Here is a 23,550-nt window from a genome sequence, read left to right on the forward strand (position 1 = left end):
GCTGGCTGTATCAGCCGATGATGAGGGTGCCGCTGGCGATCACTACGCATGCCAGTATCCGGCGCGCGGTGAGCGTCTCGCCGAGAAACACATAGCCGATCAACGCCGCAAACAGCACGCTGGTTTCGCGCAGTGCCGATACCGCGCCCAGCGGCGCTTCGGTCATGGCGTAGATGACCATTGCATACGCAAGCAAAGAGACCAGCCCGCCGACCAACGCGGTCACTGTTCCGGGCCGGACGCAGAACAAGCTGCGGGTATCGCGTAGGCCGATGTAGACCACCGGCATCAGCACGCCCCACAGGGCGCACATCCACACGGTGTAGGCAAGCGGCGCGCCGGAGAGCCTGGCGCCGATGCCGTCGACCACGCTGTAGGCCGCGATAAAGCCGCCCGTTCCCAGCGCATAAGGCAGGCTGGGAACCGACAGACTGCGCCCTCTGAAAGCCAGCGACATAATCCCGCCTGACACCAGCGCAATACCGAGTAACACGTCAGGCGTGATGCGTTCTCCGGCAAACACGGCAGCCCCCAAGGTGATCAGCACCGGCGACGACCCACGTGAAATCGGATAGGTCTGTCCCAGGTCGCCGACTCGGTAACTGCGCACCAGAAACAGGTTGTAGCCGACATGCAGCAAACCCGACAGCACCGCATAGCCCCAGCTCTCAACCGCGGGGGGCACCATGAACACTGCGGCGACGACACTGGTGATGGCGATGGCAATGCACATGACTGTCATCGACCACAGCCGATCGGCACCGCTACGCAGCAGCGCATTCCAGCTGGCATGCAGGAGCGCGGCGAAAAGCACGAGGAAGATGATATGAATAGGCATGTGCCACTTTAGGCAATGCGGCACCAGGACTAAAGCGAAGCCTCCTCATCACAGCATGAACGAATACTCATGACTCAATCGTCCAGTCGTTGGCCTTTCAGTGCCTCGCCGACTAACCATTGGCGAAAGCTGGCGATGTGCGGTTGCGCTTCGATGCCCTTGGGGCAGACAAAGTAGTACGCCAGCGGTGATGGGAATGGCACATCAAACAGTCGCACCAAACGGCCATCGCTGATTTCGTTCTCGACATGCCCGCTGCGCACCAATGCAACGCCCTGGCCGAGCAAGGCTGCCTCGACCGTCATGTTGGTATCGCCAAATCTGACGCTCTCCTTGAGCGGCAAATAGGCCAGCCCGACGGCTTGAAACCATACCTCCCATTTCGGTACCAGTTCGGCACCATCGCGCGTGAGCAGTGGAAAATGCAACAGAGTTCTGCGGGGCTCTGCGGAGTCCCGACGCGTCGCAACAGTTCGGGGCTGGCCACAGGAAATACCTGCTCCCCAAAAAGGAACTCCGAATGCAGACCGGGGTAATTGCCCTTGCCTAGCCTGATCGCAACATCAGCCTGGCCGTGAGAGAAGTGGATTATTTTGTCCGTGGTGTCCAGCGAGACCAGCAGCTCGGGGTGCTGACGAGAGAGACGCGGCAAGCGTGGCAGCAGCCATTTGAGAGCGAAAGAATAAGTGGTGCTGACGCTGAGTCGAACTCTGTCTTTTTGCTCGCGCAAATCACCCAAAGTCGCCTCCAGGCTGATGAAAAACTCCCGCACGATGGGCGCCAGCGCAGCCCCCGCTGCCGTGAGGCGTAACGCCTTGCCACGTTCAAACAACTGCACTCCCCAAAGGGCCTCAAGATGCTTGAGCTGATGACTGACCGCGCTTTGAGTCACATGTAGCTCTTGTGCGGCCGACGTAAAGGTCAAGTGCCGGGTGGCAACTTCAAATGCGCGCAAGGTCGCGGTGGGCGGCAGGTCTCTCATCGGAGCTATATCCAGCGAGTTATTAAAAAAGTGCATACATGAACGCTAGCTCATGATGCCGATAAACTCACTCGAAACATCACTTTGGGAGCCACACAACGGCGAAAGCCTAGAAGAAGAAAATGTAAAAAATGATGATGGCATAACGCCTCAGCAACCGGCAAAATCCCCACGCCCCCAAAGGATTTGAAGGACCGGTTCCGATGACATGGCCAGTCACGCTGAAACTCGACAGCACAGCCTACCCGCTGAACGTGGTGCAACGCGCTGCTTATTCCCTGGCCGACACTGTCGCGATCCAGGTCGCTATTGAAGCCAATCAGATAAACCTCACGGCCCACCCCGCTGAAGTAACGCTAACGCTTTCCCCCGAGCAGGCTCACTCGCTGATCCTCCAGCATCTGAACGACTTCGCGCTACGCGACCATATCAACCGCGAAACAGCTGGATTGCGCGAAATCCTGGCCCGTGCCGCGCTCGCTGGGTGTGGGATTTCGCAATGACACTGATTGCGACAGACGCCAGGCACTACCGCTTGCTGCCTTTTCGATTCATGCGCATGAACACGGGACATGACCGTGACATCCTGCTCACCTCCGATACCGGTGAGTACATGCACGTGAACGACGCGCAATTACGAGCCCTGAGTTACTTCGACGTTCAAGCAAGTACGCCTTTTTACAAGGACCTGCTGGCCCGCCACTTCATCTACGAATCAGGCCGCCATGACCCGCTCCCGGAAATGGCCGCGCAGTATCGCAGCCGCAAGGACTTCATCTTCCAGGGCCCCGCACTGCACTTGTTCGTGGTGACATTGCGTTGCAACCATACCTGCCAGTACTGCCAGGTGTCGCGGGCCCCGCTGGGAGGATCCGGCCACGACCTTTGCGAAGCGGATGCACTGGCTGCGGTCGATCGCCTGTTCGAATCGAACGCTCCTGCTCTGACTGTGGAGTTTCAGGGTGGCGAGCCGCTTCTGGCCTTCGAGCGCGTCCGCCAGATTGTCGAATGGATCGTTGAACGGAACGTGGTCGAACAACGGGATATCCAGTTCGTCATCACCACCACGCTGCACCATCTGACGGAGGAAATACTCGACTTCGCAGAACAACATCGAGTCCAGTTTTCGACCTCACTCGATGGGCCAGCATCCTTGCACAATGCCAACCGCCCTACACCGTCACGAGACTCCTACGAACGCACTGTAAAAGGCATTCAATGGGTCCGTGAGCGCCTTGGCCGTGATGCAGTTTCCGCGCTGACCACGCTGACTTCAAGAAGCCTCGAACAGCCTGAAGCGATCATCGATGAGTATGTAAGTCAGGGCTTCTCGAGCATCTCGCTCAGGCCTCTGAGCCCCTATGGATTTGCCACCAAGAGTGCCCATCGACTTGATTACCCTATTGAGCGATACCTGGCCTTCTACAAGAAGGCTCTGGCCTATTTGCTGCAAATCAACCAACAGGGCGTCTACCTCTCAGAGAGTTATACGAGCTTGTTGCTGAAGAACATCCTGACACCCTTTTCCTCCGGCTATGTAGACCTGCGCTCCCCTGCTGGCGCTGGCACTGCGGCGCTGGTTTATAACTATGACGGTTATGTCTATCCCTCGGACGAAGCTCGAATGTTGTTGGAGATGGGTGAAGACGGCTTGAGACTCGGCACCGTGCAGCAACCCTTGTCTGAACTGCTCACATCGCCCGTTATGAATGCGCTGCTCGCCAGTGGTGTAGCAGAGGCGCTGCCGGGTTGCTCCGACTGCGCACTTGTCCCGTACTGTGGTGCTGACCCCATCGAACACTACGCCCGCCAGGCTGACCCGATCGGACACCGAGTGTTCAGCAGCTTCTGCAAGAAGAACATGGGGCTACTGAAGCATCTCTTCGGCCTGCTCCGCGATGGCGACGACAACGTGCAGAGAGTGCTGCTGTCCTGGTTGAACAGGCGCTCTTACAACGATGTTCGATTTCCGGGTTACAGGGGTTGATGGCGATGCTGCGCAAGGACACCCACTTCGAAATCCATCACCTGAATGAGCCGAAACTGCTCAAGGTCATCACTCTGGAGGAGTTCATCGAACAAGGCCTGGCGGTTTGTGCCGGAAACGCTGAGTTCGCTGACCTGCTGCTTTGGCTGCCAAACGAAGAACGGCTACGAAGCCCGCATCTACTCTCATTACCAGTGGCTGGATTCCTGACACCGGAGCCTTTGATCGGGGACTTCGACAGCACGCGGCCACATCTGCACACCCCCAAAGATAATGATGTCGTGCAGCCCGGCGATGTCATTGCCGTCACACCAGGCAACGCGTTGGTGCGAGTGCTCTATCGACGAGGTTCAGACAGTAACCTGCTGTTCATGACCGATCGTTGCAACAGCCTCTGTCTGATGTGCTCACAGCCGCCCAAAGATATCGATGACCGTTGGCACATCGAGGAGAACCTACGGCTGATCGACCTGATGGACCCGGGCGAAGAAAACCTGGGAATCAGTGGCGGAGAACCCACGCTTTATCGCGATGGCCTGCTCGAAATCCTGGCCAAGTGCAAAGCTGTTTTGCCACAAAAATCCATCCATGTACTCAGCAACGGGCGTCTGTTCCAAGACCCGAGCTGGATCGCAGCGCTCTCTAGCATCGGCCACCCTCAGTTGAGCTGGGGTATCCCGCTGTATGCCGACAATGCCGAAGACCATGACCATGTGGTGCAAGCGCCAGGTGCTTTCAGCGAAACCCTGCGAGGTCTTTACAACCTGGCCCGCGCGAACCAGATCATCGAGATACGCGTAGTGCTCAATCGTCTGACCACGCCACGTTTGCCCGAACTCGCCCATTACGTGTTCAGGAACCTGCCCTTCGTGCGACATGTTGCCTTGATGGGTATCGAAAGCACCGGCCTGGCCAGGAAGCACTACGAAGAACTGTGGATTGACCCGCTGGACTATCAGCAGTCGTTGAGCCAGACCGTGTACTTCCTGTTCAACCGCGGAATACCGGTTTCGATCTACAACTTGCCCCTGTGCCTGATCCCGGCCCACCTCTCGCGTTTCGCCCGCCAGAGCATCTCCGACTGGAAGAACCTGTTCATCGATACCTGCCAGCAATGCGCTGCCGTCAAACATTGCTCTGGCTTCTTCAAGTCTCACACCGATCGCTGGCAAAGCCGCGGCGTACAACAACTATCGATCGAGGCCTTTAGCGCCTATGCAAGGAGTGCACAGTGAAATTGCTCGACCGCTGGAAAGTCATGATCGGGGGGATCAGTCTGCTGCCAATGGCAGGTAGTACCCTAGCGCAGGTGGGCCATCTGCCGCTCGCCGATGCGAACTGGCTAACCCACGACAAGCTACAGCCTCCGGTATTTGCCGATACGCTCAATGCGCCAGACACCGTCAACATTTATGCGGCACATCGCTCGCACAGTTCACACCGGTCCCACAGTTCGCACAGTTCGCACTACAGCGGTTCGGGTGGCTATAGCGCTCCTCGCTACTACAGCCCACCCGCTACCAGTACCCGGAGCTACAGCACGCCAAGTACTTCGAACAGCACCTCAAACAGCAATAGCTTTTATCAGTCGTCCGGCACTACCAGCGGGACAAGCTCGAGCACTTCAAAGAACCGTGCGACCAATGAGCAGAAAAGCAATCTGGTCACCCGTGTACAGACCGCACTGATGGTGCGCCAGTATTACCAAGGCACCATTGATGGAGTGATGGGCAAGGCGACACGTGGTGCGTTGATGGCATTTCAGATGGACAGTGGGCTGACCGTGAACGGCCGGATGGATACGCCATCGCTGAATGCGTTGGGTATCAAGATTCCATAAGTCGCTTCAAGTCAAAGCTAGTGTCCGTTCAGCAACGAAGGAGTTATCCCATGCAGCACATCATTCAAGTCGACAACACTCTCTGGGCATTGATCAGCCGCCTGCAAGGCAAGGAGCTGCAAACTCCTTCGCGTAAGGCTCGTTTCCGTATCACGGCCGTTGATGCAAATCGCGTTGTGATTGAGACCGGATCCAAAGATTCGCAGATGGTACTGATGCGAGCAGCTTTTCAGCAAACGCTGGACTACCTCGCCGGTAACAATCATTTCGGTCAAACGCACGCTGTGGAAATCGGCTCCAACCATACGTACAAAGAAGCCGGCCCACTCTGCAAGGCCGCTCGTTACACAGCAGAAGGCAAGGAGGGCCCGACCAACATCACCTACATTCTGCCGATTCTGGAGCATTGCCAGGCCGTCGGAATCCGGTCAACCACCCCAAACAGCACCTGGCTGCTGCCCTGAACCGCTCTGGATATCTTTATAAGGACGCCAACATGAACGCAAAAATGGACACCTTCCGCATCAACAGTCCCGCCTCGTTCGATGAGCCCTGCAAGGTTACGATCGACAACGAATTTATCACCGTGGTCTATGACCACGGGGGTCAGAGCTGGAAATACCGAGGCCAGGAAAAAGGCCCGGGGCATTACGAACTGCAAGCCGAAGGCTTCGTCGGCAGAGCAACGCTGCACCGCTTCGAGGACTCGAATGTACTGGAAGGAACTTGGGTCGAAGAAGGCGTACGCGGCATGTGGCGAATTGTTCGCCAAGCCGATTGATTCGCCAGTCGTATCCACATAAACAAGCTGAACTCGTGGTGGTTTGATCGGCCGCCACGGGGTCATAAACTGACGTAGTCCACCACCCCCGGGAGACCGCTAATTAGCCAATTGCGCAGTGTCATTTACCTGGTAGTTCTTCTATGCACTGGCTGTGTAAAAACGGCGGGCATTCCACCGGCCGACCTCACACTATCGTCGTTCGCACTGAGCGCCAACAACCTTTTCACGGCGCACTTCAGCTCCACTGTGGATTTGCAGAACGCTTTCAATGATTACGAAAAATCCAATCAGCTCACACCGACGCTGATCTGCTCTCTGAATCGAGACATGGATTTCTCATCCGAGCATTCAATTGCGGTAATAGCCGAAGGGCGAGTGAAAGCAAGCAGTCAAGCCAGGCCCAATTACAAGTTTTCTTCCGGGCTGATCTTTTACTACACCAATTCGAATGGTACGCAACGCGACTTGAATGACTACGACGCCATCAAACCGTTTCTGGCGTCGCAAGCTTCAATTCCGTGCAAAGTGCGCATTACTGCCTATGGGTATGAGGCCTATTACACGAACACGTTATTCATCCCGGCCAGGATCATGATTGAACAGATCTTCAGATAACCGCCCTTTGCTGCGCCTGGCGCAGGGAATTGGCGAAGCTCTGGCCGTCAGTTGATTGCACCCATGAAAAAGCCCGGGAACCGTCCCCGGGCTTTTCATTTGTGCGCCTCTTTTGCATTTTTGTGCGACACATCCCCTTTCAGGACTCCCGCAAGGCTCTGGCACGGTGTTAGGTTGTAAGTGTATGTGTCTCACACTTTGAGACACGCCTTACTCACTGCCCTGCAAAGGAATGCCCTTAGTAATGAATGTCCCTTTCAAAAAACTGGCTGCCACCACGTTGATGTTGGCCGGTCTTGCCGTGTTCACCGCGCCCGCGCAAGCCAATATCACTCCGCAGCAGAGCGCAGAAATCCTCAAGAGCTACAGCGCCGATAAAGCCACTGACTTCCGTCAGCTCCTTGGCAATCTGGGCAAGAGCGATCTGGCGAAAACCGCCGAAATCGGCCCGGCCATTGCTGCTTACCTCGACAACAAGACCCTGACCGCCGAGCAGCAGAACGAAATCTATCGTCTGCTGGGTATCTACGCGCGAGCGAAATACAGCGCTGCCGCCACCGAAACCCTGCGCGAACTGGTCGAGATCCCGACCTTTCGCAAGGATGGCGTCGAACAGCACGACAACCCGGAATTCACCAAGATCGCGGCGAAGATCAAGAGCCTTGCCGAGTCCTTCAATCTGAAATTCCGCAACATCGACAACCGCGTCTACGAGATCTCTCTCGACGGCAGCGGCAATGAAGTGGTTGGTATTCACGCGCATGCCGACGTAGTGCCGGTCACGCCGGAAAACTGGGTGCTCAAGGATGGCACCCGCCTCGACCCGTTCAAGATCACCCTGATTGGCGATCGCATGTACGGTCGCGGCACCGAAGATGACAAGAACGGCATTGTGGTCACGCTCTACGCCATGAAAGTCATCAAGGAAGAAAAACTGCCGCTGGTGCGTAACTTCAAGCTGCTGGTCGACACCACCGAAGAAACCACGGGCGACGCGATTCCCTACTATTTCGAACGTAACCCGACGCCGAACTACAACCTGGCGCTGGATGGTGGTTACCCGGTGGTGATTGCCGAGAAAGGCTATGGCACCGTCATGGCCAACTTTGCCAAGCGCAAAGGTGAAGGCAAAGGTGCCGAAATCATCTCGATGACCGGCGGCCTGGCGACCAACCAGATTCCTTCGGCGTCGGTCGCCACCCTGATCACCGACAAACCTGCTGAACTGGCTGCCAGCCTGCAAAAGGCCGGTGACGAGTTTGCCAAGCGCAATGGCGGCGATTTCCAAGTGAGCGCCAAGGTCGACGGCAAAGACGTCAAGCTGACAGTAACCGGCGTTTCCGCGCACTCCTCCGAACCCGAGTCCGGTATCAACCCGGTCGCGCGCATGCTGGTCTTCATTAATAGTCTTGATGGCAAAGTCGCGCTCAAGCACAACCACATCACCGATGCGGCCCGTTACGCTGCCGACAACTGGGGCCTGGATTATCTGGGCAACAAGCTGGGTGTCGGTTTCTCCGATGCCTTCATGGGGCCGCTGACAACGTCGCTGACCTACGTCGGCATGGATGACAAAGCCTTCAAACTCGCGGTCAACCTGCGCGTGCCGAAGGGCAAGTCACCGGAGAAACTCAAGGCTGAAATTGCTGGAAAACTGGCTGCCTGGAGCAAGAAAAGCCACGTAGCCGTTGCCTTCGACTATTCGATCGCGGAGCCGATGTACCGCAATCCTGAGGGCGAATGGGTCAAGGCACTGTTGGCGGTTTCAACAGAAAACCTTGGTATGAAACACGAATTCGGCACCTCCGCCGGCGCCACCTCGGTGCATGAATTGCCGAATGGCGTGCAATTCGGTCTGGCCATGCCGAACGTGAAGTACACCGGTCACACCGATGGCGAGTTCAAGACCGTGGAGCAATTCCAGCTGGATCTGCAGATCGTGACGGAAATGATCGGACGCATCGGCCAGCTGCCGAAACTCTAACCGCATTGCCGAACCCGCCGCCATGGCGGGTTCGGCATTTTTAATCCCCGCATAATCCCCGCCGCGCAGCGTCGCTCCTGACTTTTGCACATCGGGCAACAGAGAATTGCCCATCAAACCGATTGATAGCCACCTAACGAAAGGTGCATCCTAGAGAGCTCGTTCGGCTCTTATATCATTCCGAATGATAGTTACCTTTGCTTCATTCGATTCGTGCCATCACACCCCGCCGAGCATCATCCGCCCATCTTCAATACATTGGCGGATGCATCCATGGAACAGTCACTCAAACATTTGCGCTTCCCGTTGGCCATGCTGGCCATCCTGGTGATGAGCGCCTGCGGCAAGACTCCGGAGACTGCCGCCACCCAGCCTGCTGCCAAAGTCAGCGTGGCCAAGGTGATCGAACAACCGGTCAACGAGTGGGACGAATTCACCGGGCGCCTCGAAGCGCCGGAAACCGTTGAAATCCGTCCACGGGTCTCCGGCCAGATCGACGAGGTAGCTTTCACCGAAGGTGCGCTGGTCAAGAAAGGCGACCTGCTGTTCCAGATCGACCCACGTCCGTTCCAGGCTGAGGTGCGCCGCCTCGAAGCACTCGTAGCCCAATCCCGCGCCAACGCCACCCGCAGTGAAAACGAAGCGGGTCGTGGTGAACGTCTGCGCGCCAGCAACGCCATTTCCGCCGAACTGGCCGACTCGCGTACCAGCGCTGCACAAGAAGCTCGCGCCGCCGTCGGTGCCCTGCAAGCGCAACTGGATCTGGCCAAACTGAACCTGAGCTTCACCCGTGTCACCGCGCCAATCAGTGGCCGTGTCAGCCGTGCCGAGATCACCGCCGGTAACCTGGTGACCGCCGACACCACCCCGCTGACCAGTGTGGTTTCCACCGACCGCGTCTACGCCTACTTTGATGCCGACGAGCGTGTGTTCCTCAAATACACCCAACTGGCCCGCAACGGTCAGCGCGGCGCCACTACTCCGGTGTACATGGGCCTGTCCAATGAAGACGGCAACCCGCACCTCGGTCAGATGAACTTCGTCGACAACCAGGTCAACCCGAAAACCGGCACCATCCGTGGTCGCGCGGTGTTCGACAACCGCGACGGCACCTACACCCCGGGCCTGTACGCACGCCTGAAACTGGTCGGCAGTGGCACCTATAACGCCATGCTGATCAACGACGAAGCCGTCGGCACCGACCTCGGCAAGAAATTTGTACTGGTCATGGATGCGGACAACAAAACCGCGTACCGCGCCGTCGAACTGGGTCCGAAAATCGAAGGCCTGCGCATCGTCCGTACCGGCCTGAACAAGGACGACACGATCATCGTCAAGGGTCTGCAACGGGTTCGTCCTGGTTCACCGGTCACCCCTGAAGTGATCCCGATGGCCAGCGAACAGACCATCGCGGCACTCGCTCAACAACGTCAAGCGCTGGAAGCCAGCAACCTGCCCAAAGTCGCCCCTGCCAAAGGCGCGTCGGGATCGGTTGTGAAGCTGGCTGCTACGACCCCACGCGGTTAAGGGACGACAACTCCGATGAATTTTTCCCAATTCTTCATTTCACGGCCGATCTTCGCAGCGGTGCTTTCGCTGCTGATCCTGATCGCCGGTGCGATCTCGCTGTTCCAGCTACCGATCAGCGAATACCCGGAAGTCGTGCCACCGACCGTGGTGGTGCGTGCCAACTTCCCGGGCGCCAACCCCAAAGTCATCGGTGAAACCGTGGCCGCTCCGCTGGAGCAAGCCATCACCGGCGTCGAGAACATGCTGTACATGTCCTCGCAGTCGACCGCCGACGGCAAGATCACCCTGACCATTACCTTCGCCCTGGGCACTGACCTGGACAACGCGCAGGTGCAGGTGCAGAACCGGGTGACCCGTACCGAACCGAAACTTCCCGAGGAAGTAACGCGCATCGGTATCACCGTCGACAAGGCATCGCCTGACTTGACCATGGTTGTGCACTTGACCTCGCCGGACAAACGCTACGACATGCTCTATCTGTCGAACTACGCGATCCTCAACATCAAGGATGAGCTCGCTCGCCTGAACGGTGTTGGTGATGTGCAGTTGTTTGGTATGGGCGATTACTCGCTGCGGGTCTGGCTCGATCCGAACAAGACCGCTTCGCGCAATCTGACCGCGACCGATGTGGTCACGGCGATTCGTGAGCAGAACCGTCAGGTCGCGGCCGGTCAATTGGGTGCGCCCCCTGCCCCGAATGCCCAGAGCTTCCAGCTGTCGGTCAACACGCAGGGCCGTCTGGTCAGCGAGGAAGAGTTCGAGAACATCATCATTCGCGCAGGCGACAATGGTGAGATCACTCGTCTCAAAGACATCGCTCGCGTTGAACTCGGCTCCAGTCAATACGCCCTGCGCTCGTTGCTGGACAACCAACCGGCGGTGGCCATCCCGATCTTCCAGCGCCCAGGTTCCAATGCCATCGACATCTCGAACGAAGTTCGCGGCAAGATGGACGAGTTGAAGAAAAACTTCCCGCAAGGCATGGATTACAGCATCGTCTATGACCCGACGATCTTCGTGCGCGGCTCAATCGAAGCGGTGGTTCACACCCTCTTCGAAGCACTGATCCTCGTGGTACTGGTGGTGATCCTGTTCCTGCAAACCTGGCGCGCCTCGATCATTCCGTTGGTGGCGGTGCCGGTATCGTTGATCGGTACGTTTGCGGTGATGCACCTGTTCGGCTTCTCGCTGAACGCGCTGTCGCTATTCGGCCTGGTACTGGCCATCGGTATCGTGGTGGACGACGCCATCGTGGTGGTGGAGAACGTTGAACGGAACATTGAACTCGGACTCACACCGGTCGAAGCCACCAAACGGGCGATGCGTGAAGTGACCGGCCCGATCGTTGCGACGGCGCTGGTGCTGTGTGCGGTGTTCATTCCGGCGGCGTTCATCTCCGGCCTCACCGGGCAGTTCTACAAACAGTTCGCACTGACCATCGCGATCTCGACCGTGATCTCGGCGTTCAACTCGCTGACCCTGTCGCCAGCACTGGCCGCTGTATTGCTGAAAAGCCACGACGCGCCGAAAGACCGCTTCTCCAAAGTGCTCGACAAGATTTTCGGTGGCTGGTTGTTCCGTCCGTTCAACCGTTTCTTCGACCGTGCCAGCCATGGCTATGTCGGCACCGTGCGCCGGGTTATCCGTGGCAGCGGCATCGCCCTGCTGTTGTACGCAGGCCTGATGGTGCTGACCTTCTTCGGTTTCTCCAGCACGCCGACCGGTTTCGTACCCGGCCAGGACAAGCAATACCTGGTGGCTTTCGCACAACTGCCGGACGCTTCGAGCCTGGATCGCACCGAAGACGTGATCAAGCGCATGTCCGACCTGGCGCTGAAACAGCCAGGCGTGGAAAGCGCCGTAGCGTTCCCGGGCCTGTCGATCAACGGCTTCACCAACAGCCCGAACGCCGGCATCGTGTTTGTGACCCTGAAACCGTTTGATGAGCGTAAAGATCCGAGCATGTCCGCCGGTGCGATTGCCGGGGCCTTGAACGGCCAGTACGCGAACATTCAAGAGGCGTACATGGCGATCTTCCCGCCACCGCCGGTACAAGGTCTGGGCACCATTGGTGGTTTCCGCCTGCAAATCGAAGACCGGGGCAACCTGGGCTACGACGAGCTGTACAAAGAAACCATGAACATCATCAACAAGAGCCACAGCGTGCCGGAACTGGCCGGGCTGTTCACCAGCTACACGGTGAACGTGCCACAGGTCGATGCCGCCATCGACCGTGAAAAAGCCAAGACCCACGGCGTGGCTGTCAGCGACATCTTCGACACCCTGCAGATCTACCTGGGTTCGCTGTATGCCAACGACTTCAACCGCTTCGGGCGTACCTATCAGGTCAACGTTCAGGCCGAACAACAGTTCCGCCTCGAATCCGACCAGATCGGTCAGCTGAAAGTACGCAACAACAAAGGCGAAATGATCCCGCTGGCGACCTTCATCAAGGTCAGCGACACCTCGGGCCCGGATCGCGTGATGCACTACAACGGCTTCATCACCGCAGAAATCAACGGCGCGGCTGCCCCGGGCTACAGCTCCGGCCAGGCGGAAAAAGCCATCGAGAAACTGCTGAAGGATGAACTGCCGAACGGCATGACCTACGAGTGGACCGACCTGACCTACCAGCAGATTTTGTCCGGCAACACCGCGCTGTTCGTGTTCCCGCTCTGCGTATTGCTGGCGTTCCTGGTACTGGCCGCTCAATACGAAAGCTGGAGTCTGCCACTGGCGGTGATCCTGATCGTACCGATGACCCTGCTGTCGGCCATCACCGGCGTGATCATCTCGGGCGGTGACAACAACATCTTCACCCAGATCGGCTTGATCGTACTGGTGGGACTTGCCTGTAAGAACGCGATTCTGATCGTCGAGTTCGCCAAGGACAAACAGGAAGAAGGCCTCGACCCGCTCGCTGCGGTTCTCGAAGCTTGCCGTCTGCGTCTGCGTCCGATCCTGATGACCTCCTTCGCGTTCATCATGGGTGTGGTGCCACTGGTGTTCTCCAGCGGTGCCGGTGCCGAGATGCGTCACGCCATGGGTGTGGCGGTGTTCTCCGGGATGCTCGGGGTGACCTTCTTCGGTCTGTTGCTGACACCAGTGTTCTACGTACTGATCCGTAACTTTGTCGAACGCGGCGAAGCCCGCAAAGCGGCCAAAGCTCTGAAACTGGAGGCGCAACAATGAGTCTGAAAGTCTTCCTGCCGAGTCTGCTGGTGCTGGCCCTCAGCGCCTGCGCTGTCGGCCCCGACTACAAGACCCCAGCCACGGAGGCGGCCAACATCAGGGCCGTCACCGATGGCGCCGCCGGGCAAAAGAACTTCGACCGTTCGAAATTCGAAGGCATCTGGTGGCAGCAATTCGACGATCCGACCCTCAACCAGTTGGTGACCCAATCGCTGCAAGGCAACCGTGAACTGCGCGTGGCGTTCGCCCGCTGGAAAGCCGCCCGGGCGATCCGCGACGACGCCAGCAACGATGCGATGCCGACCATCACCAGCCGCGCCAGCAGTGACCTGGCCAAGGGGCAAATCCCCGGCCAGACCACTAACCGGGTCAATAGCGAACGCTATGACCTCGGTCTGGACATGGCCTGGGAGCTTGACCTGTTCGGGCGCATCCAGCGCAATCTGGAAGCCAGCGACGCCGACCAGCAAGCAGCCGAAGCCGATCTGTACCAACTGCAAGTCACCATGATTGCCGAACTGGTCGACGCTTACGGTCAACTGCGTGGTGCTCAGCTGCGCGAGAAGATCGCCGTGGCCAACCTGAACAACCAGCAGGAGTCGCGCAAGATCACCATCAGCCTGCGAGATGCCGGTGTTGGCGATCAGCTCGATGTCGAACGTGCCGATGCCCGTCTGGCCTCAGTCGAAGCCAGCGTGCCGCAATTGCAGGCAGAACAGGTTCGGCAGAAAAACCGTATCGCGACCCTCTTGGGCGAGCGTCCGGACAAGCTGACCGTCGATCTGAGTCCAAAAGACTTGCCGGCAATTGCCAAGGCCTTGCCGATCGGTGATCCGGGCGAACTGCTGCAACGTCGTCCGGACATCCTCAGCGCGGAACGCAACCTGGCTTCGGCCACAGCGCGCATCGGCGTGGCGAAAGCGGATCTGTTCCCACGGGTCAGCCTCAGCGGTTTCCTCGGCTGGACGGCCGGGCGTGGTTCGCAGATTGGTTCCTCGGCGGCTAACGCCTGGGCACTCGGCCCGAGCATCACTTGGGCAGCGTTCGACCTTGGCAGTGTGCGCGCCCGTTTGCGCGGCGCCGATGCTGATGCCGAAGGCGCACTGGCGACTTACGAGCAACAAGTGCTGCTGGCCCTGGAAGAGTCGGAAAACGCCTTCAGTGATTACGGCAAGCGTCAGCAGCGCCTGATCTCGCTGATTCGTCAGAGCGAATCAAGTCGCAAGGCTGCCGACCTGGCTGAAATCCGCTATCGCGAAGGCACGACTGACTTCCTCGTGCTGCTCGACGCCCAGCGTGAACGGCTGAATGCCGAAGACAGTCAGGCCCAGGCTGAAGTCGACCTGTATCGCGGCATTGTCGCGATCTACAAGGCCCTTGGCGGCGGCTGGCAACCGGAGACTGTTGCCAGCAAGTAATCGATTGTTAAAGAGCTCCTTTGGTTGGCCGCAACCAACCAAATTTTTTGCCCCGCGTATCATTCGGTCGCGGGGCTTTTTTATGCCTCGAAAATCACACCCTCTTCTGTAGGAGCTGCCGCAGGGATCAGTTTTCCAGCACGGTGACGGTCGCTGTGGTGCCCGCTCGCAGGCGGTTTTTGCCGGCGTAGTCGCCGTCGATATCGATCCGCACCGGCACTCGCTGCGCCAGTTTCACCCAGGTGTAACTCGGGTTGATGTTGGCCAGTAGCCGGCTGCCCGGCGCGTTTTCGCGGTCGGCAATGGCGAAGGCAATGCTCTGCACCCTGCCGCCGAAGGTCTCCCCGCTCATCAATTGCACCCGTACCCGATCGCCCTCGCCAATACGCGGCAGTTTGGTTTCTTCGAAGTAACCACTGATGTAGAACGAGTCGCTGTCGACCAGCGCCAGCAAAGCGCCGCCGCTCACCGCGTAGTCACCCTCACGGGTCAGGAGGTTGGTCACATAACCGCTGACTGGCGACTCGACGCGGGTGCGCTGCAAATCCAGTTCAGCCTGGGTCAATGCGGCAATCGCCAACTGCACATTGGCCTCGGCAAGACCGAGATTGGCCTGATTGCGCAACACGTCCGCCTGGGCCACGGCCACATCGGTACTGGATTTTTCCCACTCTTCGCCAGAAATCGCAAACCCCTGCTTGAGCGTACGCCGTCGGCGTTCTTCACTTTGCCGCTGCTTGAGCAAGGCTTCACTGGCAACAATGGAGGCTTGTGACTGGCCCAGCGTTGCCTTCGCGACCTCCACCGACCGTCGCGCGTGCTCCACCGCCAGGCTATAGCGCGCCGGATCGATTTCCAGCAGCAGTTGCCCCTTGTCGACATGTTGGTTGTCCTGCACCGCCAGGCTGACAATGCGCCCCGAGACGTCCGCCGACAGCGTCACCACATCGGCTCTGACCCGCGCATCGCGAGTCCACGGCGCACGGGTGTAATGCTCCCAGGCAAACCAGCCGAGCACGATCGCCAGCAGCACCACCGCCAATGTGATCAATCGTGTGAATAGCACTTTCAAAGCATCAGGCTCCCATCAGCAAAATCAGCGTGGCACAGACGCAGGCATATAACGCGCCTTCGAACAGCGCTTCATGCCAGACCAGACGCAGAACGCCAAGACGCCGCAGTCCCCAGTCCAGCACCATAAAAATCGGTATGGCCAACAGTAACGCCTGGGCAATGGGCGGCAGGTAGACACCGCCAATCTCGAAATCAATGGGCAAGGGCTGCTTCTCCTTCCGGGACGGCGCGCTGGATAGCATCACCGTGGCGCTGCAAAAATGACACGACGATCAACAGTGCCACACGCATGCGAAACAGCGACCAGACATGTTCATGGCTGGCGACGTGCAGTTCATCCAGTTCGTCGCCCAATATGTGCAGGGTGGCCAACAACGGCGTCAGTTGCACATCCTGCCGCCCGGCGACAAAGCGCCCGGTCTTGTGCACGGCCGAAACCAGACGCTGAGTGAAAGCATCTGTCAGTAGCGCATTGTTGTGCGCCTGCTGCCGCAACTGGTGCATCGCCACACCCAGTGCCACGCACGCCAGGCTTATTTCATAGAGTTGCTGCATGGCACGGCTGTTCAGCGCCGGCAGCAGGCCGAGCATGCTGGTCAGGCGATCGACCATGCGGCTTTCAAAGGCAAACTGTTGTTCATCGGTCGCCGGGGTTTTGGTCAATCCATACACCTGCTCGCGCGCTTCGTTATACAAGCGGCGAAGACGCCATGCCGGGCGAAACGGGAAAATCCATGCATAGACGATCAAGGCGAGCATTGCCGCACTGACATAGGCGCCGGCAAACTCGAACCATTGAATCGCCGTGTTCTGGCCAGTGCCGATATTCTGCGGGCCGAGCATGAGGAAACTCGACAAGCCCAGCCCCATGCCAATGCCCGCCGTCGCCGGGCTCGCCAGACCGATCGCGATCACGTACAGCAACGGCGCCAGCAACAATGCCAACCATTCGAAATCACTGATTGCCGGCACCAGCATGAATTGATAGACCGCCGAGACCACCAGCGCCAGCCCCAGACCGCGTGCGTAACTCTGCGCGGCCATCAGCGGACGCGGAAACGTCGCCATCAGCGAGCAGAGGATTCCCACCAGAATCATCCCGCCCCGTGCGCCATCCCACGCCGTTTCGATCCAGATCAATCCGGCGACCAGCAACGCGGTAAAGGCGCGGATGGCGTTCATCGTGGCCAACGTGAAATCCAGGTGCAGCGGACTGGCCTGACCGCGATAGAGGCAACTGGCTTCGCGGCCATCCTGAATGGCGTCGCTCAGTTCCAGTATCTGCTCCAACTGGTGCAACAGCCGCGCCTGCTCCCAGCGCAATGCCCACGCCAGCGAACGCAGGGTGGCGCTCATGTCTTCGGTAAGCTGTTCGGCCTGATAAGCCAGCGCTTCGAACTGTTGCTGGAGCGTAATGAACTGATGTCGCGCCTCGGCAGGTAGCGACCGGCCTTGTTGCGCCAACTGGTCGAGCAAGGTCAATTCCTCGGCACGCAGTTGCTGGATGTTCTGCGGCAGATCGCCTTCCCAGCGCACGGTGAGCAACTCGCGCTGATGACGCAAAGCGGTCAACCGCGACGTCAGCAACATCAATTGATTACCCAGCAACAGCACCAGATTGTTGGCACTGCGCAGACGTGGCGCATCAAAATACAGATGCCGGCGCAGGCCCTCCAAGGCACTTATTTCCCCAAGCAACTGCATTTGCCTACGCTGAAAGTCCGCTTCGCTTTCCTCCGTGCGCAGCACCGCAGCGGCATGGCTGGCAGCCAGCTTGATCACTTGATCGACCTTGGCGAAGTACCCTTTGGCCACTGCTTCCGGCCGCGCCGTGAGCAGACTCACCACGCAGACGCACGCCACCGCCAGCAAGGTTTCGGTAACGCGGGTAACGGCCAATAGAAAGGTACCGTCCTGATCCGGAATCGCCAATAACGCCACGACCACAGCGGTGTAACCACTGAGCACAAACGCTTGCGAGCTGGTGTAACGCAACAACGTGCCGCCTGCCGTACACAGCGCCAGCCACAGTGCCAGGGTGGTAATGAAAGGCAGCGGTGCCTGAGGAAAAATGGCCATGATCAACACCGCCACCACCGCACCGAGGGTCGTGCCGATGACCTGGCCGAAACTGCGCGCCAGTGCCATCCCGGCCAATGGCTGGCTGACAATCACCACCGCCATGATCGACCATTTGGGCTGATCGAGATCGAACAGAAATGCCAGGTACAGCGTCAACAATCCCGCCGCAATGGTGCGCAGGGCAAACAGCAGAACGGCCTGACTCGGATGAATCACCGTCTTGAAGTAAATGAACAGGGCTTGCATGGGCACACTCAACGAAACGACTTCTGCAAGCGTAGACACTGCATCGAAAGCCTGACGGGTAACTGAGTCGACGCAACTTGTAGGGCGATTCGCATGCACAGGGTTTGACTCGTGGCCCGAGCTGACCGAAGCTTGCCGCTCTGCTCAAGTACGCCTGTTTCGGAAACCTGCATGCCTCAGTCTCGCCGCTACCTGCTTATCAGCCTGGGCCTTGTGCTTGTCATCGTCGTGGCCTGGTTGTCGGTGCGCAGCACCGTCCCGGTCATACCCGATGCGATCAAGCACGGTTATAGCGAAGCGCTGGATGCTGCCCGCAAGGGGCAACCGGGCGCGGCGCGTCAGTTGTATCAGCAACTGGGCCGGCCGGACATTTCGGTCAAGCGCCGCGTGTGGCTGCACGGTGAGCTGCCCAATTACCCGAGCCCGCAAGCGTTGAAACTGGCCGACACCGACCTGCAAAACGAAGCCCCCGCCGTGCGCCTGGCGGCGATAAAAAGTGTGGTGGGACTGGTGCCGGGCGGACAACGCAGCCTGTTGCTCGGACCGATGCTCGATGATGAAGATCAAACCGTGCGCTTTGCCGCGATCAATGCCCTCCTCGGCTTGACTCCGGATGAACTGGGCCTTTACTTCGCTCCGCTGCAACAAGCGATCGACGGTTGGGAACAAACGCTCAAGGCACAACCGGAAAGCGCTGCCAACTACGCGCAACTGGCCCGGCTGCGTATCCACAACGCCGAACTCAAAGAGGCGCAGGTCGCGCTCGACAATACCCTGCGCCTGGAGCCCGGCAATCTGCCGGCGCTGGTGATGCAGATCGATGTCCTCGACCGCCAGGGCCAAACCGATGCCGCCCGGCAACTGTTGGGCCGGCAACTCAAGGCACAACCTGACTCTGCCTATCTGCAACATGCCCTGGGGCTTTGGCTGTTGCACCACGATCAGCGCGAATATGCCCTGCTCGGTTTGTCCAAAGCCGTCGAGCTGGAACCCGATAACAAGGATTACCGCTACGACCTCGCTACCACCCTGCACAGCGCCGAAGAACTGGAAGCGGCGCAAAACCAGTTGCAGGAAATCGTTCAGCGCCATCCCGCTGACCGCAAGGCGCGGGTTTTGCTGATCAACTACTGGAAAGAAAGCGGGCAATTGCAGAACGTGCAGATTCTGTTGGCGCAGCTGGAACAGCTCAACCCGGATGATCCGGCCTTGCAGCAGGGTCTCTGAGCCAGTTTTGACAGCTCAATTGACACATTCGGAAAGGTATTTCGGAACTGCCATCACGGCGCAAGGTCAAGTTATTCAGGCCGCTCGATTAGTTGGCGGCCTCGCTTCCCTTAGTCATGAGAGGGCATTTTTTGTCTACTTCTAACGAGTTGATCAGTGCGAAAGCCGCTACCGGCATTGTGGGTCTGGATGACATCCTGGCCGGTGGTTTGTCTCGCGGTCATGTTTTCCTGCTGGAGGGTGAGCCCGGAACCGGCAAAACCACGGTCGCTTTGCATTTTCTCCTGGCCGGCGCGAAAGCCGACGAACGCTCGTTGTACATCACGCTCTCGGAAACCGAGCGCGAACTAAGGCAAGGGGCGCTGTCCCACGGCTGGACGCTGGATGACAACATCAAGATCTTCGAGCTGACGCCCCCCGAAAGTCTGCTCAATGCTGAACACCAGCAGAGCCTGCTGTATTCCTCCGACCTGGAACTGGGCGAAGCCACCAAGCAGATTTTCGAAGCGGTCGAACGCTTCAAGCCGACGCGTGTAGTGCTCGACAGTCTGTCGGAGATTCGTTTGCTCGCGCAAAGCTCTCTGCGTTATCGCCGGCAGATTCTGGCCATCAAGCATTACTTCGTGCGCTACAACGCCACGGTGCTACTGCTCGACGACCTGACCACCGAATCCCTCGACAAAACCGTGCACAGCGTGGCTCACGGGGTAATTCGTCTCGAAGAACTGACGCCCAACTACGGCGCCGAGCGGCGACGCGTGCGGGTGGTCAAATACCGTGGGCAAAAGTATCGCGGCGGGTTCCACGACTTCACCATCATGGGCGACGGCGTGCATGTGTTCCCACGCTTGGTGGCGGCTGAACACCGTGGCGACTACGCGCGCCTGCAACTGTCCAGCGGCATCCCGGAGATGGACGCCCTGCTTGGCGGCGGTATCGAGACCGGTTCAAGCACCTTGATTCTCGGCCCTGCCGGTACCGGTAAATCGCTGATCTCGATGATCTTCGCCGCCGCTGCCGTGCTCCGTGGCGAGAAAGCCGCGCTGTTTATCTTCGATGAAGAGTTGGGCCTGCTGTTCGAGCGCATGAACAACATCGGCATCGACCTCAAGGCGCTACAAGCCACCGGTAATCTGTTGATCGAGCAGGTCGACGCCGCCGAACTGTCACCGGGCGAATTCTCTCATCGCGTGCGACGCTGCGTCGATGAAGGTCAAATCAAAACCGTAGTCATCGACAGCATCAACGGCTATCAGGCCGCGATGCCGGAAGAAAACGCGCTGGTGCTGCACATGCACGAACTGCTGCTGTATCTGAACCGCAAAGGCGCGGCGACCTTCATGACCGTTGCCCAGCATGGTCTGGTTGGCGACATGCAAGCGCCGGTCGACATTACTTATCTGGCTGACACGGTGATTCTGTTGCGCTACTTCGAAGCACTGGGCAAAGTCCGCCGCGCGATCTCGATCATCAAGAAACGCACCGGCAGCCACGAATCGACCATTCGTGAATACCGTATTTCCACACAAGGCATGACCATCGGCGAACCACTGGAAGCCTTTCAGGGCGTACTGCGTGGCGTCCCCACCTACCTCGGCGCGAGTAATCCGTTGCTTCGGGAAGAAAACCTGTGACGGTGCAGGTGCCGCTGGCCGAACGGGCGCTGATTCTGGCGCCTGTGGGTCGCGACAGCCAGATTGCGCTGATGATCCTCAACGAGGCCGGTTACGGAGGTCTGGTCACCCCCGGTCTGGGATCGCTGTGTTCCGAACTGGAGCTGGGTGCCGGTCTGCTGCTGGTCGCCGCCGAAGCGTTGCGCGGGCCGGAACTGGAGGCGTTGTTCCTGCATCTGGAGCAGCAACCAGCCTGGTCGGACCTGCCCATTGTGCTGTTGACCCATCACGGTGGTCAGGAACAAGGCCCCTCCTCGCGCCTGAGCGATCTGCTGGGCAACGTGACCTTCCTTGAACGACCGTTTCATCCGGCGACATTGGTCAGTATGGTCTCTGCCGCATTGCGCGGCCGACGACGACAGTACGAGGCCCGCGACCGGCTGATCGACTTGAGTGAAAGCGAACGGCGCCTGCAATCGACCCTGGAAACCCTTGAGCAACAGGTCGAGGAGCGCACCGCGCAATTGCGCCATAACGAAGAAGCGCTGCGCCAATCGCAGAAGATGGAAGCGGTCGGCCAACTCACCGGCGGCATCGCCCACGACTTCAACAATATGCTCACCGGCATCATCGGCAGCCTGGAATTGTTGCGTCGGCGCCTGGCCCGAGGGCGCACGGATGATCTCGACAGCCTGATCGATCTGGGCGTGACCTCGGCTAATCGCGCCGCCGGCCTGACCCATCGCTTGCTGGCGTTTTCCCGGCGGCAGTCGCTCGACTCCAAAGCCGTGCAGATGAACACACTGGTGCTGTCCATGGGTGAGCTGCTGCAGCGCAGCCTCAACGAAAGCATTCAACTGGACATGCGCCTCAACGACAAATTATGGGTGGCCGAGGCCGATCCCAACCAACTGGAAAGCGCCCTCCTCAACCTGGTGATCAATGCCCGTGACGCTATGCCCGACGGCGGCAAACTGGTAGTCGAGACCAGCAATCAGGTGCTCAAACGCGAATTCACTGAAGCCTACAGCAACCTCGAACCCGGTGATTACGTGATGCTCAGCGTCACCGACAACGGCTGTGGCATGCCGCAGAGTGTCATCAATCGTGCGTTCGACCCTTTCTTCACCACCAAACCGATCGGCCAGGGCACGGGGCTGGGTCTGTCGATGATCTACGGCTTCAGCAAGCAGTCCCGCGGGCATGTCTCGATCGACAGTGAAATCGATGAGGGCACCACGGTCAGACTCTACCTGCCACGTTTTCGCGGTGAAGAACTGGAAAGCCCCGACGCCGACATTCAGCAGGCACCTGATGCGCTGGACGGCGAAACCGTGCTGATCGTCGAAGACGACCCGGCCGTGCGCGTGCTGGTCTGCGCGGTGCTCGGTGAATTAGGCTATGCCTTTGTCGAAGCCTGGGATGCCGACAGCGCCGTGCCGATTCTGAACTCGACGCAGCGCATTGATCTGCTGATCAGCGATGTTGGCCTGCCGGGCATGAACGGCAGGCAACTAGCGGAGGTTGGTCGACAATATCGGCCAGGTTTGAAGGTGTTGTTTATCACCGGATACGCCGAACATGCGGCCGTGCGTGGCGGCTTCCTCGATTCAGGGATGCAGATGATCACCAAACCATTCACTTTTGACCTGTTGACCGCCAAGGTGCGGGAGATGATCCGCGGCTGACCTGATGTTCACCATGGGTAGCCAACAGGTCATGCCACCTGCATCAACGGGAAATTTGCAGCGGCTTTACGCTGACTTCGAGTTATTCGCCGTTGGGCTGCCAGCAAGTTGGATTAAAGGTTGAGCTCCGGAAAAACGTGTTTCAAGGCCGACAAACCCTGAACTTTTCCGCGAGCTACTGCGGCGCTGTGATCGCTCAATGAGAAGATCAGCGTTTGCAGCCTAGAGAGGTTCCTACAAGGATCCCCGGCTACTGTGAAAATCCCTGGCACCGATTGCAAACCGCTTAAAATAAGCCGCTTTCCCCTCCCCGTCACCTGTCAACTCTGACAGCTATCAATTCCCCCCGCGTGCTGTTTGAATCCCCCCAAGGATGCTCGGTACTGGGTGCCAATTCCAGGCCCGCGTCCATTAAGGACTCGAGGCGGGCAAGGTCATTTGCGACTTTCA

The 23,550-nt window shown here is 58.6% G+C and carries 18 protein-coding genes and 1 pseudogene; 14 read left to right on the forward strand and 5 right to left on the reverse strand.

The genetic code is table 11. The annotated features are described in order from the left end of the window. Positions 1-10: 10 nt before the first annotated feature. Both GTU76_RS01075 and gcvA read right to left on the reverse strand, forming a co-directional pair. Complete coding sequence (locus tag GTU76_RS01075; protein ID WP_180697874.1) at positions 11-838, reverse strand: DMT family transporter; 828 nt, start codon at positions 836-838, stop codon at positions 11-13. Positions 839-912: 74 nt separating this feature from the next. Continuing rightward, positions 913-1,820, reverse strand: a pseudogene (gene gcvA, locus GTU76_RS01080) (transcriptional regulator GcvA). 203 nt (positions 1,821-2,023) lie between these two features. Here gcvA and hxsD point away from each other — a divergent pair. The 11 genes from hxsD (at position 2,024) to GTU76_RS01135 (ending at position 15,170) form a co-directional block, all read left to right on the forward strand. Further along, complete coding sequence (gene hxsD, locus GTU76_RS01085; RefSeq protein WP_180697875.1) at positions 2,024-2,323, forward strand: His-Xaa-Ser system protein HxsD; 300 nt, start codon at positions 2,024-2,026, stop codon at positions 2,321-2,323. Further along, complete coding sequence (gene hxsB / locus GTU76_RS01090) at positions 2,320-3,807, forward strand: His-Xaa-Ser system radical SAM maturase HxsB (protein WP_180697876.1); 1,488 nt, start codon at positions 2,320-2,322, stop codon at positions 3,805-3,807. Before hxsD ends, hxsB begins: the two co-directional genes overlap by 4 nt. Next, complete coding sequence (gene hxsC / locus GTU76_RS01095) at positions 3,807-5,042, forward strand: His-Xaa-Ser system radical SAM maturase HxsC (protein WP_180697877.1); 1,236 nt, start codon at positions 3,807-3,809, stop codon at positions 5,040-5,042. Before hxsB ends, hxsC begins: the two co-directional genes overlap by 1 nt. Next, positions 5,039-5,647, forward strand: a complete 609-nt coding sequence (gene hxsA / locus GTU76_RS01100) for a His-Xaa-Ser repeat protein HxsA (protein WP_180697878.1) — start codon at positions 5,039-5,041, stop codon at positions 5,645-5,647. The genes hxsC and hxsA overlap by 4 nt, the downstream gene beginning before the upstream one ends. Positions 5,648-5,697: 50 nt before the next feature. Further along, positions 5,698-6,111, forward strand: coding sequence for a hypothetical protein (locus GTU76_RS01105; protein WP_180697879.1), 414 nt, complete (start codon positions 5,698-5,700; stop codon positions 6,109-6,111). 32 nt (positions 6,112-6,143) lie between these two features. Beyond that, positions 6,144-6,428 (forward strand): hypothetical protein, encoded by a 285-nt coding sequence (locus GTU76_RS01110; RefSeq protein WP_016987292.1) that lies wholly within the window; start codon positions 6,144-6,146, stop codon positions 6,426-6,428. Between the two features lie 111 nt (positions 6,429-6,539). Next, on the forward strand, positions 6,540-7,046 hold the full coding sequence (locus GTU76_RS01115; protein ID WP_219342006.1) for a hypothetical protein: 507 nt from the start codon (positions 6,540-6,542) through the stop codon (positions 7,044-7,046). 244 nt (positions 7,047-7,290) lie between these two features. Continuing rightward, complete coding sequence (locus tag GTU76_RS01120; protein ID WP_180697880.1) at positions 7,291-9,030, forward strand: dipeptidase; 1,740 nt, start codon at positions 7,291-7,293, stop codon at positions 9,028-9,030. 273 nt (positions 9,031-9,303) lie between these two features. After that, entirely contained in the window at positions 9,304-10,557 is a 1,254-nt protein-coding gene (gene mexE, locus GTU76_RS01125; protein ID WP_175554401.1) for a multidrug efflux RND transporter periplasmic adaptor subunit MexE, read from the forward strand. A gap of 15 nt (positions 10,558-10,572) precedes the next feature. Next, on the forward strand, positions 10,573-13,752 hold the full coding sequence (locus GTU76_RS01130; protein WP_016987295.1) for an efflux RND transporter permease subunit: 3,180 nt from the start codon (positions 10,573-10,575) through the stop codon (positions 13,750-13,752). Further along, entirely contained in the window at positions 13,749-15,170 is a 1,422-nt protein-coding gene (locus GTU76_RS01135; RefSeq protein ID WP_180697881.1) for an efflux transporter outer membrane subunit, read from the forward strand. Before GTU76_RS01130 ends, GTU76_RS01135 begins: the two co-directional genes overlap by 4 nt. A 127-nt stretch (positions 15,171-15,297) precedes the next feature. On the opposite strand, the gene GTU76_RS01140 is transcribed toward GTU76_RS01135, so the two are convergent. Genes GTU76_RS01140 through GTU76_RS01150 form a run of 3 tightly spaced genes read right to left on the reverse strand, consistent with a single transcriptional unit; the run spans position 15,298 to position 18,572 of the window. After that, positions 15,298-16,242, reverse strand: a complete 945-nt coding sequence (locus GTU76_RS01140; protein ID WP_016987297.1) for an HlyD family secretion protein — start codon at positions 16,240-16,242, stop codon at positions 15,298-15,300. A gap of 4 nt (positions 16,243-16,246) precedes the next feature. Beyond that, positions 16,247-16,447 carry a DUF1656 domain-containing protein gene (locus GTU76_RS01145; protein WP_016987298.1) on the reverse strand — a complete coding sequence of 67 codons (201 nt, stop codon included), beginning with the start codon at positions 16,445-16,447 and terminating at the stop codon, positions 16,247-16,249. Beyond that, complete coding sequence (locus tag GTU76_RS01150; RefSeq protein ID WP_016987299.1) at positions 16,437-18,572, reverse strand: FUSC family protein; 2,136 nt, start codon at positions 18,570-18,572, stop codon at positions 16,437-16,439. The genes GTU76_RS01145 and GTU76_RS01150 overlap by 11 nt, the downstream gene beginning before the upstream one ends. A gap of 171 nt (positions 18,573-18,743) precedes the next feature. Between GTU76_RS01150 and GTU76_RS01155 the strand changes: the two genes are divergently transcribed. From GTU76_RS01155 to GTU76_RS01165, 3 genes are all read left to right on the forward strand, one after another. Then, the gene (locus tag GTU76_RS01155) at positions 18,744-19,799 is read left to right on the forward strand and encodes a tetratricopeptide repeat protein (protein ID WP_016987300.1); all 1,056 of its coding nucleotides are present in this window, start codon (positions 18,744-18,746) and stop codon (positions 19,797-19,799) included. Between the two features lie 131 nt (positions 19,800-19,930). Next, positions 19,931-21,433 carry an ATPase domain-containing protein gene (locus GTU76_RS01160; RefSeq protein WP_016987301.1) on the forward strand — a complete coding sequence of 501 codons (1,503 nt, stop codon included), beginning with the start codon at positions 19,931-19,933 and terminating at the stop codon, positions 21,431-21,433. Further along, positions 21,430-23,100 (forward strand): ATP-binding protein, encoded by a 1,671-nt coding sequence (locus tag GTU76_RS01165; protein WP_180697882.1) that lies wholly within the window; start codon positions 21,430-21,432, stop codon positions 23,098-23,100. Before GTU76_RS01160 ends, GTU76_RS01165 begins: the two co-directional genes overlap by 4 nt. Positions 23,101-23,550: the final 450 nt, after the last annotated feature.

Origin of the sequence: Pseudomonas crudilactis (genome assembly GCF_013433315.1) — a bacterium.
In the GTDB taxonomy this organism is placed as follows: Bacteria; Pseudomonadota; Gammaproteobacteria; order Pseudomonadales; family Pseudomonadaceae; genus Aquipseudomonas; species Aquipseudomonas crudilactis.